Origin of the sequence: Microbacterium sp. NPDC090014 (assembly GCF_044748285.1) — a bacterium.
Classification (GTDB): Bacteria; Actinomycetota; Actinomycetes; order Actinomycetales; family Microbacteriaceae; genus Microbacterium.
The window spans coordinates 271952-284039 of record NZ_JBIVFS010000001.1 but is presented as its reverse complement, the minus strand read 5'-3'; the positions used below and the strand labels follow the sequence as shown (position 1 = coordinate 284039).

General features: G+C 68.3%; 17 protein-coding genes. 13 read left to right on the top strand and 4 right to left on the bottom strand.

Annotated elements, in window-relative coordinates:
* The first annotated feature begins 188 nt into the window (after positions 1-188).
* Both ACIPV5_RS01360 and ACIPV5_RS01355 read left to right on the top strand, forming a co-directional pair.
* Positions 189-833, top strand: a complete 645-nt coding sequence (locus ACIPV5_RS01360) for an MIP/aquaporin family protein (protein WP_053098105.1) — start codon at positions 189-191, stop codon at positions 831-833.
* 121 nt (positions 834-954) lie between these two features.
* Positions 955-1626, top strand: a complete 672-nt coding sequence (locus tag ACIPV5_RS01355) for a GPP34 family phosphoprotein (RefSeq protein WP_400339145.1) — start codon at positions 955-957, stop codon at positions 1624-1626.
* A 6-nt stretch (positions 1627-1632) separates the two neighbouring features.
* On the opposite strand, the gene ACIPV5_RS01350 is transcribed toward ACIPV5_RS01355, so the two are convergent.
* A complete protein-coding gene (locus tag ACIPV5_RS01350; RefSeq protein ID WP_056275362.1) occupies positions 1633-2382 on the bottom strand; it encodes a DeoR/GlpR family DNA-binding transcription regulator in 750 nt (249 codons plus the stop codon).
* Positions 2383-2449: 67 nt separating this feature from the next.
* Between ACIPV5_RS01350 and ACIPV5_RS01345 the strand changes: the two genes are divergently transcribed.
* Together ACIPV5_RS01345 and ACIPV5_RS01340 are read left to right on the top strand one after the other, a co-directional pair.
* Complete coding sequence (locus ACIPV5_RS01345) at positions 2450-2821, top strand: DUF4406 domain-containing protein (protein WP_187249235.1); 372 nt, start codon at positions 2450-2452, stop codon at positions 2819-2821.
* Between the two features lie 52 nt (positions 2822-2873).
* Positions 2874-3239: a cupin domain-containing protein gene (locus ACIPV5_RS01340; RefSeq protein WP_072592087.1), complete on the top strand. Its 366-nt coding sequence runs from the start codon at positions 2874-2876 to the stop codon at positions 3237-3239.
* 15 nt (positions 3240-3254) lie between these two features.
* Here ACIPV5_RS01340 and ACIPV5_RS01335 read toward each other — a convergent pair whose 3' ends face one another.
* Both ACIPV5_RS01335 and ACIPV5_RS01330 read right to left on the bottom strand, forming a co-directional pair.
* Positions 3255-4157 carry an SDR family NAD(P)-dependent oxidoreductase gene (locus ACIPV5_RS01335; RefSeq protein ID WP_400339140.1) on the bottom strand — a complete coding sequence of 301 codons (903 nt, stop codon included), beginning with the start codon at positions 4155-4157 and terminating at the stop codon, positions 3255-3257.
* A gap of 10 nt (positions 4158-4167) precedes the next feature.
* Complete coding sequence (locus ACIPV5_RS01330) at positions 4168-4743, bottom strand: isochorismatase family protein (RefSeq protein WP_400339138.1); 576 nt, start codon at positions 4741-4743, stop codon at positions 4168-4170.
* Positions 4744-4965: 222 nt separating this feature from the next.
* On the opposite strand from ACIPV5_RS01330, the gene ACIPV5_RS01325 reads away from it, so the two are divergent.
* From ACIPV5_RS01325 to ACIPV5_RS01290, 8 genes are all read left to right on the top strand, one after another.
* The gene (locus ACIPV5_RS01325) at positions 4966-5490 is read left to right on the top strand and encodes an Asp23/Gls24 family envelope stress response protein (protein ID WP_053099288.1); all 525 of its coding nucleotides are present in this window, start codon (positions 4966-4968) and stop codon (positions 5488-5490) included.
* Positions 5487-5675 carry a DUF2273 domain-containing protein gene (locus ACIPV5_RS01320; RefSeq protein ID WP_053098100.1) on the top strand — a complete coding sequence of 63 codons (189 nt, stop codon included), beginning with the start codon at positions 5487-5489 and terminating at the stop codon, positions 5673-5675. The genes ACIPV5_RS01325 and ACIPV5_RS01320 overlap by 4 nt, the downstream gene beginning before the upstream one ends.
* Entirely contained in the window at positions 5675-6070 is a 396-nt protein-coding gene (locus tag ACIPV5_RS01315; RefSeq protein WP_053098099.1) for a hypothetical protein, read from the top strand. The genes ACIPV5_RS01320 and ACIPV5_RS01315 overlap by 1 nt, the downstream gene beginning before the upstream one ends.
* Positions 6067-6651, top strand: a complete 585-nt coding sequence (locus tag ACIPV5_RS01310; RefSeq protein WP_053098098.1) for a DUF6286 domain-containing protein — start codon at positions 6067-6069, stop codon at positions 6649-6651. The genes ACIPV5_RS01315 and ACIPV5_RS01310 overlap by 4 nt, the downstream gene beginning before the upstream one ends.
* On the top strand, positions 6648-7262 hold the full coding sequence (locus ACIPV5_RS01305) for a hypothetical protein (RefSeq protein ID WP_056275349.1): 615 nt from the start codon (positions 6648-6650) through the stop codon (positions 7260-7262). The genes ACIPV5_RS01310 and ACIPV5_RS01305 overlap by 4 nt, the downstream gene beginning before the upstream one ends.
* Before the next feature lie 44 nt (positions 7263-7306).
* Positions 7307-7519, top strand: a complete 213-nt coding sequence (locus ACIPV5_RS01300) for a hypothetical protein (RefSeq protein ID WP_053098096.1) — start codon at positions 7307-7309, stop codon at positions 7517-7519.
* A gap of 99 nt (positions 7520-7618) precedes the next feature.
* On the top strand, positions 7619-7792 hold the full coding sequence (locus ACIPV5_RS01295; RefSeq protein ID WP_053098095.1) for a CsbD family protein: 174 nt from the start codon (positions 7619-7621) through the stop codon (positions 7790-7792).
* 87 nt (positions 7793-7879) lie between these two features.
* The gene (locus ACIPV5_RS01290) at positions 7880-8743 is read left to right on the top strand and encodes a hypothetical protein (RefSeq protein WP_400339132.1); all 864 of its coding nucleotides are present in this window, start codon (positions 7880-7882) and stop codon (positions 8741-8743) included.
* A 14-nt stretch (positions 8744-8757) separates the two neighbouring features.
* Here the strand turns inward: ACIPV5_RS01290 and ACIPV5_RS01285 are convergent, their stop codons facing one another.
* Positions 8758-9405, bottom strand: a complete 648-nt coding sequence (locus ACIPV5_RS01285) for a TetR/AcrR family transcriptional regulator (RefSeq protein ID WP_400339129.1) — start codon at positions 9403-9405, stop codon at positions 8758-8760.
* Between the two features lie 150 nt (positions 9406-9555).
* On the opposite strand from ACIPV5_RS01285, the gene ACIPV5_RS01280 reads away from it, so the two are divergent.
* The gene (locus ACIPV5_RS01280) at positions 9556-12087 is read left to right on the top strand and encodes a glycoside hydrolase family 2 TIM barrel-domain containing protein (protein ID WP_400339126.1); all 2532 of its coding nucleotides are present in this window, start codon (positions 9556-9558) and stop codon (positions 12085-12087) included.
* Position 12088: the final 1 nt, after the last annotated feature.

The window sequence follows — 12088 nt, the reverse complement described above, 5'->3', positions numbered from 1 at the left end:
GCCGATGTGGCGACGGGGTTGACATGCCGTCGCATCGCATTCAGGTATTTCACAGGCGCCAGCGCGGCGTACGCCCGGACTCCGACTGCCGTCGCTAGATTCGGGGGCGTTATCGGAGGGTGCGTCGGCTGGAGTGCGCAGGCGGACGGGGGTCGCCTTCCCTCACCTCTCAGAAAAGAGCACTTCTCATGTCCGGTACTCCCCGAAAGGCGCTCGCCGAAGCGATCGCCACGTTCCTCTTCGTCCTCACGATCATCGCGGCGATCAACAGCGAGAGCCCGCTGACTCCGCTCGCGATCGGCTTCACGCTCGCCGTGCTCGTCTTCTCGACCGGCCACATCTCGGGCGCTCACCTCAACCCGGCGGTCTCCGTCGGCGTCTTCATCCGTGGCGGCCTCAGCGTCGTCGACTTCATCGCCTACCTCGTGGCGCAGTTCGTCGGTGGCGCGCTCGCCGCGCTGGTCAGCTTCGCCGTGTGGCCCGCCGGTGGCGAGGCTCTGGTCGTCGAGGTAGGACCCGCCTTCTTCGTCGAGGCGCTGTTCACGCTGATCCTCGTCTGGGTCGTGCTCAACACCGCGACCTCGAAGGACACCGAGGGCAACTCGTTCTACGGCCTCGCGATCGGGGCGACGGTGTTCGTCGGCGCAGCGACCGTCGGTTCGATCTCGGGCGGCGGCTTCAACCCGGCGGTGGCCCTCGGCCTCTCGGTCGGCGGGTACTTCGACTGGGCCTCGCTGTGGCTCTACATCGTCGCCCCCGTGGTCGGCGCGGTCATCGCGGCTCTGCTCTTCCGCGTGCTCAACGCGGACGATGCCAAGAAGATCGGCGCGTAACCACTCTTCATCGAACGCCGCGTCCTCTCCGGAGGGCGCGGCGTTCGTGCGTGTGGGGGGTGTTCCGGAATCATCCGTCCGGGGGATGCCGTCGTGAGGTGGCCGGTCATAGCGTGGATGCATGCTGATCGTCGAGGAACTCCACATGCTGCTTCTCCGGCCTGATGGCCGCGTCGAGAGCGCGGTGAGCGTGAACCGCCTGTACGGCGAGGTCGCGGCCGTGATCGTCGACCTCGCCCTGCACGGACGCATCGCGGTGTCGGACGAGAAGAACCCGGTCGTCGAGATCGTGTCGACCGACCCGACGGGCAACCCGATCCTCGATACGACACTGCAGCGCCTCGTGCCGTTGCGCGGCAAGCGGCTGCAGTCGCTCGTGGTGCGCCCCAAGCTCGATCCGCTCGAGATCGTGGTCGAGTCGCTCATCGTGCAGGGCGTGCTCGTCAGAGGGGAGCGCGGATTCTTCGGCTGGGGGTCGGCACGCACTCCCGAATCCGATTCCACACCCGAGCAGGCGCTGAGGGCGCGGCTCGCCGCGGTGATCGCCGGAACGGGTGCTCCGACGCAGGCCGACCTGGCGCTGCTTGCGATCCTGCAGAATCTCAACGCGGCGCACGCGATCCTGCGCGAGGAGTGCGGCGGGCTGTCCTCGCGCGACCTCAAGAAGCGGATCGAGCAGCTCACGGCAGGTTCGCAGGCAGGGGATGCCGTCGCCAAGGCGGTCAACGATGCGATCACGGCCGCGATGGTGGCGATCATGACGCCGACGATCGTGGCGGCGACCATCACCTGACACCGGTCAGCGCAGCACCGGCATGCCCTCTGCGAGATCGCCGATGACCGGGTTCGCGTCTTGAGGGTCGACCACGAGACCGGTGATGGCGTCGACGTTCAGAACCGGGAAGCGCGAGATGGCGCCGATCTTCTCCTCGCTGCCCAGGACGTAGGTCTGCGCACAGCGCGCGGCGATCGCGCGTTTGGTGGCGGCGTCGTCGAGGTTGCCGGTGGTCAGGCCGTGGACGGGATCGACGCCCGTCACGCCCAGGAAGAACAGGTCTGCGGCGAGATGCTGCACGGCCTCCATGGCGAGGGGGCCGCTCGCGACCATCGAGAAGCGGGCGAGTTCGCCGCCGATGATCACGACGCGGGCGTCGGAGTGCTCGGCGACGGCGAGGGCGATCGCCGGGCTGGGGGTGATGACGGTCAGGTCGGCGCCGTACGGCAGCATGCGGGCCATCGCGAGCGTCGTGGTTCCGGCATCCAGCACGATCGTCGAGCCCGGCAGGATCAGCTCGACGGCGCGGCGGGCGACCCGCTCCTTGCTCTCGGTGGCCAGCGACGAGCGCTCGTCGACGGGCCGATCGGCCGGCGGAACCGGCAGAGCGCCGCCATAGACGCGGACGAGTTCGCCCGTGTCGGCGAGCTCGCGCAGATCGCGACGGATCGAGTCCTCGGAGACGCCGAGATCGGTGGCGACGTCCTTCGCCACAACGCGACCGTCTCTGCGCAGGATCTCGCGCAGATGATCCTTTCGTTGCGCACTCAGCATCCGAAGCTCCATCCCGTTCATTCACGAAGTTGCACGTTCCTGCACGGTTAACGTTACAGTCTTCTCCATGAACACACCACTGCTGATTCTCATCGCCGGCCCCTACCGCTCCGGCACGGGCGGCGACCCCGCCCTGATCGCCCGCAACCTCGAGGTCCTCGAAGAGGTCGCGGCCCCCATCCACCGTCTCGGCCACGTGCCGATGATCGGCGAATGGGTCGCCCTGCCGATCCTCCGAGGCATGGACGAGACGGATGCCGCCGAGGGCGACGTCATGTACGAGACGGCCCACCGACTGCTGCAGCACTGCGACGCGGTGCTGCGCCTGCCGGGAGACTCCGCCGGCGCCGACAAGGACGTCGAGATCGCGCTCGAGCGCGGGCTGCCCGTGTATCGATCGATCGACGAGATCCCGTCGAGGGATGCCGAAGCCGTGTGAGCGCTGCTCATCGGGAGGGGGCCGTGGCCAGCCGGTGGCTAGGCTCGTGAGCATGACAGACGATGTGCGCAACGTCCACGACGCCCTCTCGACGATCACCGAGCACTGGCAGCCGCACCGGCTCACCAGCGTCAACGACTACGACGTCAAGGTCGTCAAGCTCCAGGGCGAATTCGTCTGGCACACCCACCCCGACACCGATGAGCTGTTCATGGTGGTGAGCGGCCAGCTCACCATCCAGCTCCGCGACCGTGACGTGATTCTGCACCCGAACGACGTCTTCGTCGTGCCGCGCGGGGTCGAGCACTGCCCGAAGGCGACGGACGAGGTGCACGCGATCCTGTTCGAGCCGAAGGGAACGGTCAACACCGGGGATGCCGGAGGCGACATGACTGCGACACTCCAGGAGCTCGCCTGATCCGCCGTCAGATCGTCAGATCGTGAAGCGCACGCCCGAGAGGTGCTCGGCGACCGACCACAGTTCCGCGCCGACGTCGACCGACCGGACCTGGGCGCTCGCGGCGACCCGCTTCGGCGCCCCGCGGAACTCGAGCAGCCCGCCCGGACCCCAATAATCGCCGCCGGTGGCATCGGCCGCGACGGCAGCATGCACGATCGGCGCGGCCCCGGCATCCTTGCCCTGCACGAGCGGGCGGCTGACCGACGCGAGGGCGCGCGTCAGAGGTGAGACCGCGGCGAGTCCGTCGCGGTGCGGAGTCAGCGGATCGACGGCGTAACCGGGGTGAGCACACAGCGCAGACCGCGCCGTGCCCCGCCACCGGCGGTTCAGCTCGAAGGCGAGGGCCATCAGGGCGGCCTTCGAGCGGCCGTACTGACGCAGCGACGCACCCGTCCACGGCTGAGAGAGCGTGCCGGGGTCGATCTCGGCGAAGCGATGCGCCAGCGATCCGACGGCCACGACCCGAGCGTCGTCGGCGAGCAGACGGTCGAGCTGGGCGACCAGGGCGAAGTGTCCGATCGCGTTGGTGCCGACCATGAGGTCCAGTCCGTCCGCGGTGCGGGCGCTGCGATCCGCCGCCTTGACCCCGGCATTGCAGATCACCGCATCGAGCCGCTCGTCGAGCGATGCCGTCGCCGAGGCGACGCTCACCAACGACCCGAGATCGACCGGCACGATGTCGAGGTCGGCACCCGGAACCTGCGCGCGGATCGACGACACGGCCACCTGTGCGCGCTCTGCCGATCGGCATCCGAGCAGCACCCTGGCACCCTGCGTGGCCAGGATCTCCGCGCACCAGTATCCGATGCCCGCGTTCGCCCCGGTGACGAGGATCGTGCGGCCGGTGAGGTCGGGGAGCGCGAGCGGCGAGGGCATGTCCTCCAACCTAGGCGGAGACACCCACCCGGTCGGCCGTGCGGACGATCGTCGCGAATCCGCGCGCCGCCAGGATGCTCTCGGTCCGCTGCATGATCTCGTCGCCCGAGACGGCCGCGAGCCCGTCCGTCGCCTCGATCGCCGAGGTCGTCGTCGCATCCGTCACGAACTCCACCATGAAGCCGAGGTCGGCCGCCATCCGGGCCGCCGTCTCGCAGCACTGCTCGGTGCGGATGCCGCAGACGACCACCCGGCGGACGCCGCGGCGCCGGAGCTGATCTTCGAGATCGGTCGATGTGAACGCGTTGACGGTGGTCTTCGTCACGGCGATCTCGTCGCTCTGCGGGTCGAGGTCGGAGACCACCCGGACGAAGCCGTTGGCCGGATCGAAGACTCCTCCGCTGCCCGGCTCGGAGTGCGTGACCCACACGACGGCGTCTCCCGACCGACGCGCGTACGCGACGAGCTGGGAGATGTTGTCGATGACGCCCGGGTTGGCGGTGGCCGCCCACTCGTCGGGTCGCTGGCGGAAGGATTCCTGCGCGTCGATCACGAGCAGGGCGGTGGTGGGGGAGTCGTGGCTCATCCGATCATCCTCGCGGTCCCGGCCCGCGACGGCCAGTGCCTGCACAGCCAGCGACCGCGTGTTCTCTGCCGTCGATCGCCGCTCGGGCGCCGTCTCGCAGATTCTCCCGACGAATCTGTGACGAATCCCGCTCGGCGCTCGTCCTATCTGTGAGCGACCCACACACGCTCCCGGCGAAGCCACCACGGCCCGGCCGGCACATCGTGAGACGAAGGAATGGTCATGGCAACTCAGGATCAGAACACCCCCACCAGCCCCGCCGACAAGGAGCTCGCTCAGACGTCGACCGCACCGAAGCCGGCTGCCTCGGGTTCGCGCGTCGACCGCACGTCGGCATTCTCGACGTCGCGCGTCCCCGCCGACTCGGATGCCGCGGGCAAGACGGTCATCGCCGACGGCGTCGTCGCCAAGGTCGCCGGCATCGCCGCCCGTGAGGTCGCCGGTGTCTACGCGCTCGGCGGTGGCGGAGCACGTGCCTTCGGCGCCATCCGCGACGCCGTCAACGCCACCGACCTGACGCAGGGCGTCAAGGTCGAGGTCGGCGAGACGCAGGCCGCCGCAGACCTGACCATCGTCGTCGAGTACCCCGCCCCGATCCAGGAGGTCGCGAGCAACGTGCGCGCCGCCGTCGCCGGTGCGATCAGCCGCCTGGTCGGTCTCGAGGTCGTCGAGGTCAACGTCGAGGTCAACGACGTGCACGTCCCCGGTGACGACAACCAGGAGAACGAGGAGTCGCGAGTCTCATGACCCCCACCACCACAGGCGCCCTGATCGGCGCACTCCTGGCCCTGGCCGCTCTGCTGTTCGGGTTCTGGGGATTCCTCCTCATGGCCCTGTTCGCAGGCGTCGGAGCCGTCATCGGCCGGATCGCCTCCGGCAAGCTCGACGTCCGCGGTCTCGCCGACGCCTTCACAGGGCGGCGCACCTCCTGATGCGCGTCGACCAGCACCTCGCCGCCGGTGGCGGCCCCGCGCGGGCCGCCACCGCAGAGGCCACCGTCCCTGGGCGCATCGACGTGAAGGAACGCGTCTACCGCACGGTCACCGAGAAGGCGTCCGCAACCCTGATCGGTGTGCCGCGCGGTGACGTGAAGGTCGACGTCGCCGAGCACCCGGGCGGGATCGCCGTGCGCATAGCGACCCCGCTTCCCATCCCCGATCTCGACGACACCGTCGCGATCTCCCAGAGCGTCCCCGTCCTCGACCGAGCTCGTCAGCTGCAGGAGCAGCTGCAGGAGAGTCTCAGTGGTCTTCTCGGACGTGACGTGACCCGCATCACCCTCACCATCACCGGTGCCACCATCCCAGAGAGGAGACGAGTGCGATGAGCACCCCGGTTCTTCGTCGCGTCGTCCGACGCGAGACGCATTCGCCGCGCACCGTCGCGATGTTCGTCGCGGTCATCCTCCTCATCCTCGCCCTCGCCTACATCGGGCTCGAGATCGTGCTGAGCCTCGCGGCGCAGCCCGCTCTCCTGCTGGGTCCCGCCGCGGCGGGCGGATGGCTGGTCGGCCTGCCCACCGCACAGCCGGCCGGACTCGTGATAGCGGGCAGCGTCGTGCTCGCCCTGATCGGCGTCGTGCTCGTCGTGCTGGCCGTCACTCCGGGTCGCCTGTCACGGCACACCCTCGAGGCGGGCGACAGGGCGGTCGTCGTCGACAACGGCGTGATCGCCAGCGCGCTCGCCCAGCACCTCTCGGAGGAGACGGGCCTGGCTCGCGAGAGCATCACCGTCGGAGTCGGCCACCGCAGTGTCGACGTCACCGTGCGCCCCGGCGCCGGCATCCCCCTCGACAAGGGCGCCGTGCAGTCGGCCACGGAGGCAGAGCTGCAGACCTACCGGCTGACCCGCAGCGTCCGCACCCGCGTGCGCATCGAGCGCCCCCACGAGAAGGAAGACGAGCTGTGAACAACACCAACCGTGCGCTGAACCGCACCCTGCTGCTCATCATCGGTCTGCTCTTCCTCGGACTGGGCGCTCTCGGCATCGCCATCATGAGCTGGCCGACCGCCACCGACATCTGGACGTCGGCCGGCACGGACGCCCGCTCATGGCTCGACCAGGCGATCGCCGCCACGGCCATCGCCGGCGGCAGCCTCTCGTGGATCGGCATCGGCGCAGTGGCCGCGATCGTCATCGTGATCGTGCTGCTGATCGTCGCCCTCACCAGCATCTCGGGCCGCCGGTCGAAGACCGCCTTCCGCTCGAGCGGAGCACAGAACCCGCTCGGACGTGTCACGGTCACCGAGTCGTTCGTGTCGGATGCCGTCAAGAACTCCCTCGCCGGGAGAGCGGAGATCCTGTCGTCGCAGGTCACCGCGAACGACATCCGTCGAGAGCCGGTGCTGCATGTGGCCGTCACGCCCCGGCAGAACACCGATCCGCGTGAGCTGGTCGACCACATCGACAAGCTGCTCACCAACCTCGCCACCCTGACCGGCCGCGAGAGCGCGACCTTCGTCTCGATCCACACCGGCCTCCGGGCGCGGCTCGCGCACGACCAGCGACGTCTGTCGTGAACCTCGGACCTCGCCCCCACCACCCCAGGAAGCAGGACAGCACCATGCGAAACAAGATCCTCCTCATCGGCGCCATCGCCTTCGTCGCCTACGTCGTGGGCAGTCGGGCAGCGACCGTGCAGGTGAACAAGGGCGAGTCCGTGCGGCACCAGCTGGTGCGCATGTGGAACGACCCGAAGGCGAAGAAGGAACGCGCCAAGGCGGCCAAGAAGGCGGCGAAGGCGGCCGAGAAGGCACTCGACAAGGTCCGCCGCTGACACCCCTCCACAGACTTATCGTCGGTCGCGACACGCAACGGCGATAAGACGTCGGGAATCCTCCCGCCGTCACGATCACCCTCACGAAAGGAGCTCCTCATGGGACTCGATGACAAGATCAAGAACGCCGCTCAGGACATCGCCGGCAAGGCGAAGGAAGCGATCGGCAACGCGACCGACAACGACAAGCTCGCCGCCGAAGGCAAGGCCGACCAGGTCAAGGCCGACGCGAAGAAGGCCGGCGAGAACGTCAAGGACGCATTCAAGAAGTAAGACCCCCGGCGCGGGCGGATGGAGCGGTGTCACGCTCCATCCGCCCGTTGCTGTGCGCGGCGAGGATGCCGTGAGACGATGCCGGGGATGGATGCTGCCGCTGATGACGAGCTTCGCGAGCTATGGGCTCGTGCCTACGGTCCGCGTGCTGACATCGCGAGCGACCCGTCCGCGGTCCGCCGACTCGAGGAGCTCGAATCCTCGCGCAGCGCGGCGTCGACCGGGGGCGCGGCGGGATCCCAGGCCGCTGGCGCCGCATCCGTTGTGGCCTCCGTCGCCGACTCGGAGCGCGCCGAGCTGCGGGTCGTGCATCCCTCGGCCGATGCATCGCGCGAGAGCGGTGACCTGCTCGACCGACTGGACGACGAGTCCACGTGGGACGAATCGGTCGCACCCGCGGCCCCGCACGGGGTGACCGGGTGGCCGGGGCGCCTGGCGAGGTGGCGAGCACCGCTGTGGGTGGCCTCCGTGGCGGCGTCGGCCGCGCTCGCGGCGTCGATCGCCTACGCCTTCGCCGTGGTCCCGCCCGTGTCGTCGTCTGCGGGTGCGCCGCAGATCGAGACGCTCGAGCTCACGAGATCCGGAATGATCGCGCCGGGGTGGTTCGGCGCGGAGAAGGATGCGGCATCGGCCGAGTTCTCCGGCCTGACGGTCTTCCTGACGCCCGGGTGGTACGCCGACTCGGGAGAGCGTTCGTCGGAGAACGTCTGTCTCAATGTCGTCAGGAACGACCAGCTGCCCGATGTGCGTGACTTCACCGAGACGTCCTGGAGTTTCGAGGGCCAACGGTACGTGGCGTGCGGCGTGGGTGCATTCCCGCCGACCGTCGCGGTGCCGTTCGACTCCGAGACCCCCGACGAGCTCGCCGAGCGCTTCCCGTCAGGCGTAGCGCTGCAGTTCGTGCTCGACGGCAACCATGTCGGAGTCTTCCTCGACAGCGGCGAGGAGTAGATCCCGACGCGCCGTCAGTGTGCGGCGGTGTCAGGCTCTCGACGGGCGTCCCGGGCGGTCGGGAAAGCGGGGATCACGCTCCGGAGATACGCCCGCAGCACTCGGTCGATGTCCGTGTTGTCGCGGTTATAGAGCCATTGGATCTGCAGCCCGTCCATCAGTGCGAGATAGGTCGACGCAAGGGTGTCGGAGTCCTCGTCCGACCTGAGTTCCCCGTCGCCGCGCACCTCGTCGAACGCGCGGGCGAGATACTGCCGGAGGCGGTCGTACTGCAGGCGATGATGCTCGTGCGCCGGATGCTCGGTCGCCGTGGCATCCGCGCGCAGCAGGCTGTACAGCTGGATGAGGCCTGGGCGGTCGGCGTTCTGGGTCGAGACTTCGAGCACGGCGGCCAGTGAGTCGATCCCTCGGGTGTCGCGGATGCGCTCGGCGTCCTCGTCCTGGCGCTGGTCCAGCACTTCGGTGAGAAGCTCCTCCTTGCTTCGGAAGTGGTGTCCGAGACCGCGGCGGCTGATGCCGGCACGGTCCGCGATGTCATTGAGAGAGGTGGCGAAGTAGCCGACCTGTGCGAAGCCCTGCATCCCCGCCTCGAGGATCCGCTGACGCACGGCTGCGCTCTTCGCGTAGGGGCCGCGGCCCCCGTGTGTGGCGTCGTTCGTCATGTCTTCTCCTGACCGCTCCGGTCCTCTCGACGACGTCCCGGGCACCTTCGAGAGTACTTCGAATGAAATTACCCATCTGTGGCGTATTTCGTGCTATCTTCATGAAAACCGCCATGCCTGGGTATTTTGGCGGACGTCAAGGAGGATGCTGTGCTGTCAGAGTCGATCGCAAGAGACGATGTCGAGAGTCGTGAGGACCGGCGAGCGTCGACGGGTCGCTTCCTCTTCACCGACGGCTGGGCATATCGCAGCAAAGTGACCGCCTTCCAGGAGCTCGGCGGCAGCTCGGCATCCGAATGGACTTCGGTGCACCTCCCGCATGACGCGCTCATCGCGCAGGAGCGCCGCGCTGACGCGCCGCGAGGAGAGACCAGCGGGTACTTTCCCGGTGGAGCGTTCGAGTATCGGAGGACGCTCGAGGTTGCTGCCGAGCTCGCTGGCCGTCTGATGCGGCTCGAGTTCGACGGCGTGTACCGCGATGCAGCCGTCTACGTGAACGGTCACCTCGCCGGACAGCGGGCGTTCGGCTACTCCCGTTTCTCGGTGCGGATCGACCCGTTCCTGGTCTTCGGGGCCGAGAACGAGATCCGAGTGGAGTGTCGTACCCACCTCGACAGTCGCTGGTATGCAGGAGCGGGCATCTACCGTGATGTGCATCTCGTCGTGAAGGACGCGGTGCACATCGTGCGTGACGAGTTGAGAGTGAGCACGCCGAGTGTCGACACCGACAGCGCTGTGGTCGAGATCGCCGCCGTCGTGGAGAACAGCGGTGCGTTGACGCGGACGTACCGCCTCGAGGTCGACGTCGTCGGGACATCGGGCGAGATCGCCGCAGCGGGAAGCTCGCCCGTGACTCTGCTGCCCGGCAGTCGCGCGACCGTTCGGCGGCGGCTGTTCCTCGAGGATCCGGCGCTGTGGAGCGTCGACGCGCCGAACCTCCACGACGTGCTGATCACGTTGCGCGACCCCGTGGACGAGCGCGTGGTCGACGAGGAGAACGCGGTCGTCGGCATCCGATCACTGCAGCTGGATCCCCGCCATGGCCTCCGCATCAACGGCGAGGTCGTGAAGCTGCGCGGCGCCTGCATCCATCTCGACAACGGCCCGCTCGGCGCGGTGTCGATGCGCGCCGCGGAGGAACGGAAGATCGCCCGCCTGAAAGAGGCGGGGTTCAACGCGATCCGCAGCTCGCACTGCCCGATGAGCACCGCGCTGCTCGAAGCCTGCGACCGACTCGGGATGCTGGTGATGGATGAGACGTTCGACGTCTGGACATCGGCCAAGAGCGACTACGACTACTCGTTCGACTTCCCCGAGTGGTGGGAGCGCGACATCGAGGCGTTGGTCGCGAAGGACTTCAACCACCCGAGCGTGATCTTCTATTCGATCGGCAACGAGATCCCCGAGACCGGAACGCCGATCGGCTCGACCTGGGGTCGCCGACTCGCGGAGAAGGTGCGGTCGCTGGACTCGACGAGATTCGTGACCAACGGCATCAATCCGTTCGTGGCGATGCTCGACACGATCGTGCCGCAGATGAAGGCGCGTCGCGAGGCGAGTGCGCCTGAGACGGCGGGCGGGGTCAACACGATGATGGCGGGGTTCGGCCAGATGATGGGTCATATCCAGTCTTCCGATGCGGCGACCGAGCGCACGGAGGAGTCGTTCGCGGTGCTCGACGCTGCGGGCATGAACTACTCCGACGCCAGATACGTCCAAGACCGCGAGCGCTTCCCTGACCGGATCATCGTGGGCACCGAGACGTGGCCCAGTTCGATCGCCGGCAATTGGGAGCTCGTACAGGCCGACCCGCGAGTCATCGGGGACTTCACCTGGACCGGCTGGGACTACCTGGGCGAGACGGGTCTCGGCACCGTCCGGTACCTGCCTTCCGCCGAGGCGGGCGACACCGCCCCGACATCGGGCTTCTCGGGGGGATTCCCCGAACTCACGGCCTGGTGTGGCGACATCGACATCATCGGCACGCGGCGTCCGGTTTCCTACTTCCGCGAGACGGTCTTCGGCCTGCGGTCTGAACCGTATATCGCCGTCGAACGACCCGCCGTCCACGGTGTCCCGGTCGCCGTGGCAACGCCCTGGTCGTGGACCGATTCGCTGAACAGCTGGTCCTGGGCCGGATTCGAGGGGCGCCCGGTGCAGGTCGAGGTGTACAGCGACGCAGACGAGGTCGAGCTCCTGCTCGACGGGGCCGTGATCGGCCGCAGCCGGGTGGGAGACCCCGCGCCGTTTCGTGCCGCCTTCACGACGACGTACAACCCGGGAACGCTCGAAGCGGTCGCGTATACCGACGGAGTCGAGACGGGAAGAAGCATGCTTCGCAGCGCGTCGAGCGATCTGCGGCTCTCGGTCGAGGTCGAGCGTGCTGTGCTCCGCCACGACGGCACCGATCTCGGCTTCATCGAGGTGGCACTCACGGATGCGACCGGAACGGTGCACGCCGCCCGCGATCAGGCCGTGACGGTCACCGTCGAGGGCGCGGCCGTGCTGCAGGCTCTCGGCAGCGGCGCACCGGCAACCCGGGAGACCTTCTCGGCCGACACGCATCACACCTTCGACGGGCGCGCACTCGCCATCATCCGTCCGATCGGCACCGGAGACATCACGGTCACTGTCTCGTCCGAGTTCGCGAATCCAGTGAGCGTCGCCCTGACGGCATCCTGAC

What these genes read in the sequence shown, in the direction of transcription:
- ACIPV5_RS01345 (WP_187249235.1), top strand. Translation starts at nt 2,450, where the DNA reads ATGAACACACCACTGCTGATTCTCATCGCCGGCCCCTACCGCTCCGGC.
- ACIPV5_RS01285 (WP_400339129.1), bottom strand. Translation starts at nt 9,405, where the DNA reads ATGACGAACGACGCCACACACGGGGGCCGCGGCCCCTACGCGAAGAGC.
- ACIPV5_RS01350 (WP_056275362.1), bottom strand. Translation starts at nt 2,382, where the DNA reads ATGCTGAGTGCGCAACGAAAGGATCATCTGCGCGAGATCCTGCGCAGA.
- ACIPV5_RS01325 (WP_053099288.1), top strand. Translation starts at nt 4,966, where the DNA reads ATGGCAACTCAGGATCAGAACACCCCCACCAGCCCCGCCGACAAGGAG.
- ACIPV5_RS01300 (WP_053098096.1), top strand. Translation starts at nt 7,307, where the DNA reads ATGCGAAACAAGATCCTCCTCATCGGCGCCATCGCCTTCGTCGCCTAC.
- ACIPV5_RS01295 (WP_053098095.1), top strand. Translation starts at nt 7,619, where the DNA reads ATGGGACTCGATGACAAGATCAAGAACGCCGCTCAGGACATCGCCGGC.
- ACIPV5_RS01320 (WP_053098100.1), top strand. Translation starts at nt 5,487, where the DNA reads ATGACCCCCACCACCACAGGCGCCCTGATCGGCGCACTCCTGGCCCTG.
- ACIPV5_RS01335 (WP_400339140.1), bottom strand. Translation starts at nt 4,157, where the DNA reads ATGCCCTCGCCGCTCGCGCTCCCCGACCTCACCGGCCGCACGATCCTC.
- ACIPV5_RS01330 (WP_400339138.1), bottom strand. Translation starts at nt 4,743, where the DNA reads ATGAGCCACGACTCCCCCACCACCGCCCTGCTCGTGATCGACGCGCAG.
- ACIPV5_RS01315 (WP_053098099.1), top strand. Translation starts at nt 5,675, where the DNA reads ATGCGCGTCGACCAGCACCTCGCCGCCGGTGGCGGCCCCGCGCGGGCC.
- ACIPV5_RS01355 (WP_400339145.1), top strand. Translation starts at nt 955, where the DNA reads ATGCTGATCGTCGAGGAACTCCACATGCTGCTTCTCCGGCCTGATGGC.
- ACIPV5_RS01340 (WP_072592087.1), top strand. Translation starts at nt 2,874, where the DNA reads ATGACAGACGATGTGCGCAACGTCCACGACGCCCTCTCGACGATCACC.
- ACIPV5_RS01360 (WP_053098105.1), top strand. Translation starts at nt 189, where the DNA reads ATGTCCGGTACTCCCCGAAAGGCGCTCGCCGAAGCGATCGCCACGTTC.
- ACIPV5_RS01290 (WP_400339132.1), top strand. Translation starts at nt 7,880, where the DNA reads ATGGATGCTGCCGCTGATGACGAGCTTCGCGAGCTATGGGCTCGTGCC.
- ACIPV5_RS01310 (WP_053098098.1), top strand. Translation starts at nt 6,067, where the DNA reads ATGAGCACCCCGGTTCTTCGTCGCGTCGTCCGACGCGAGACGCATTCG.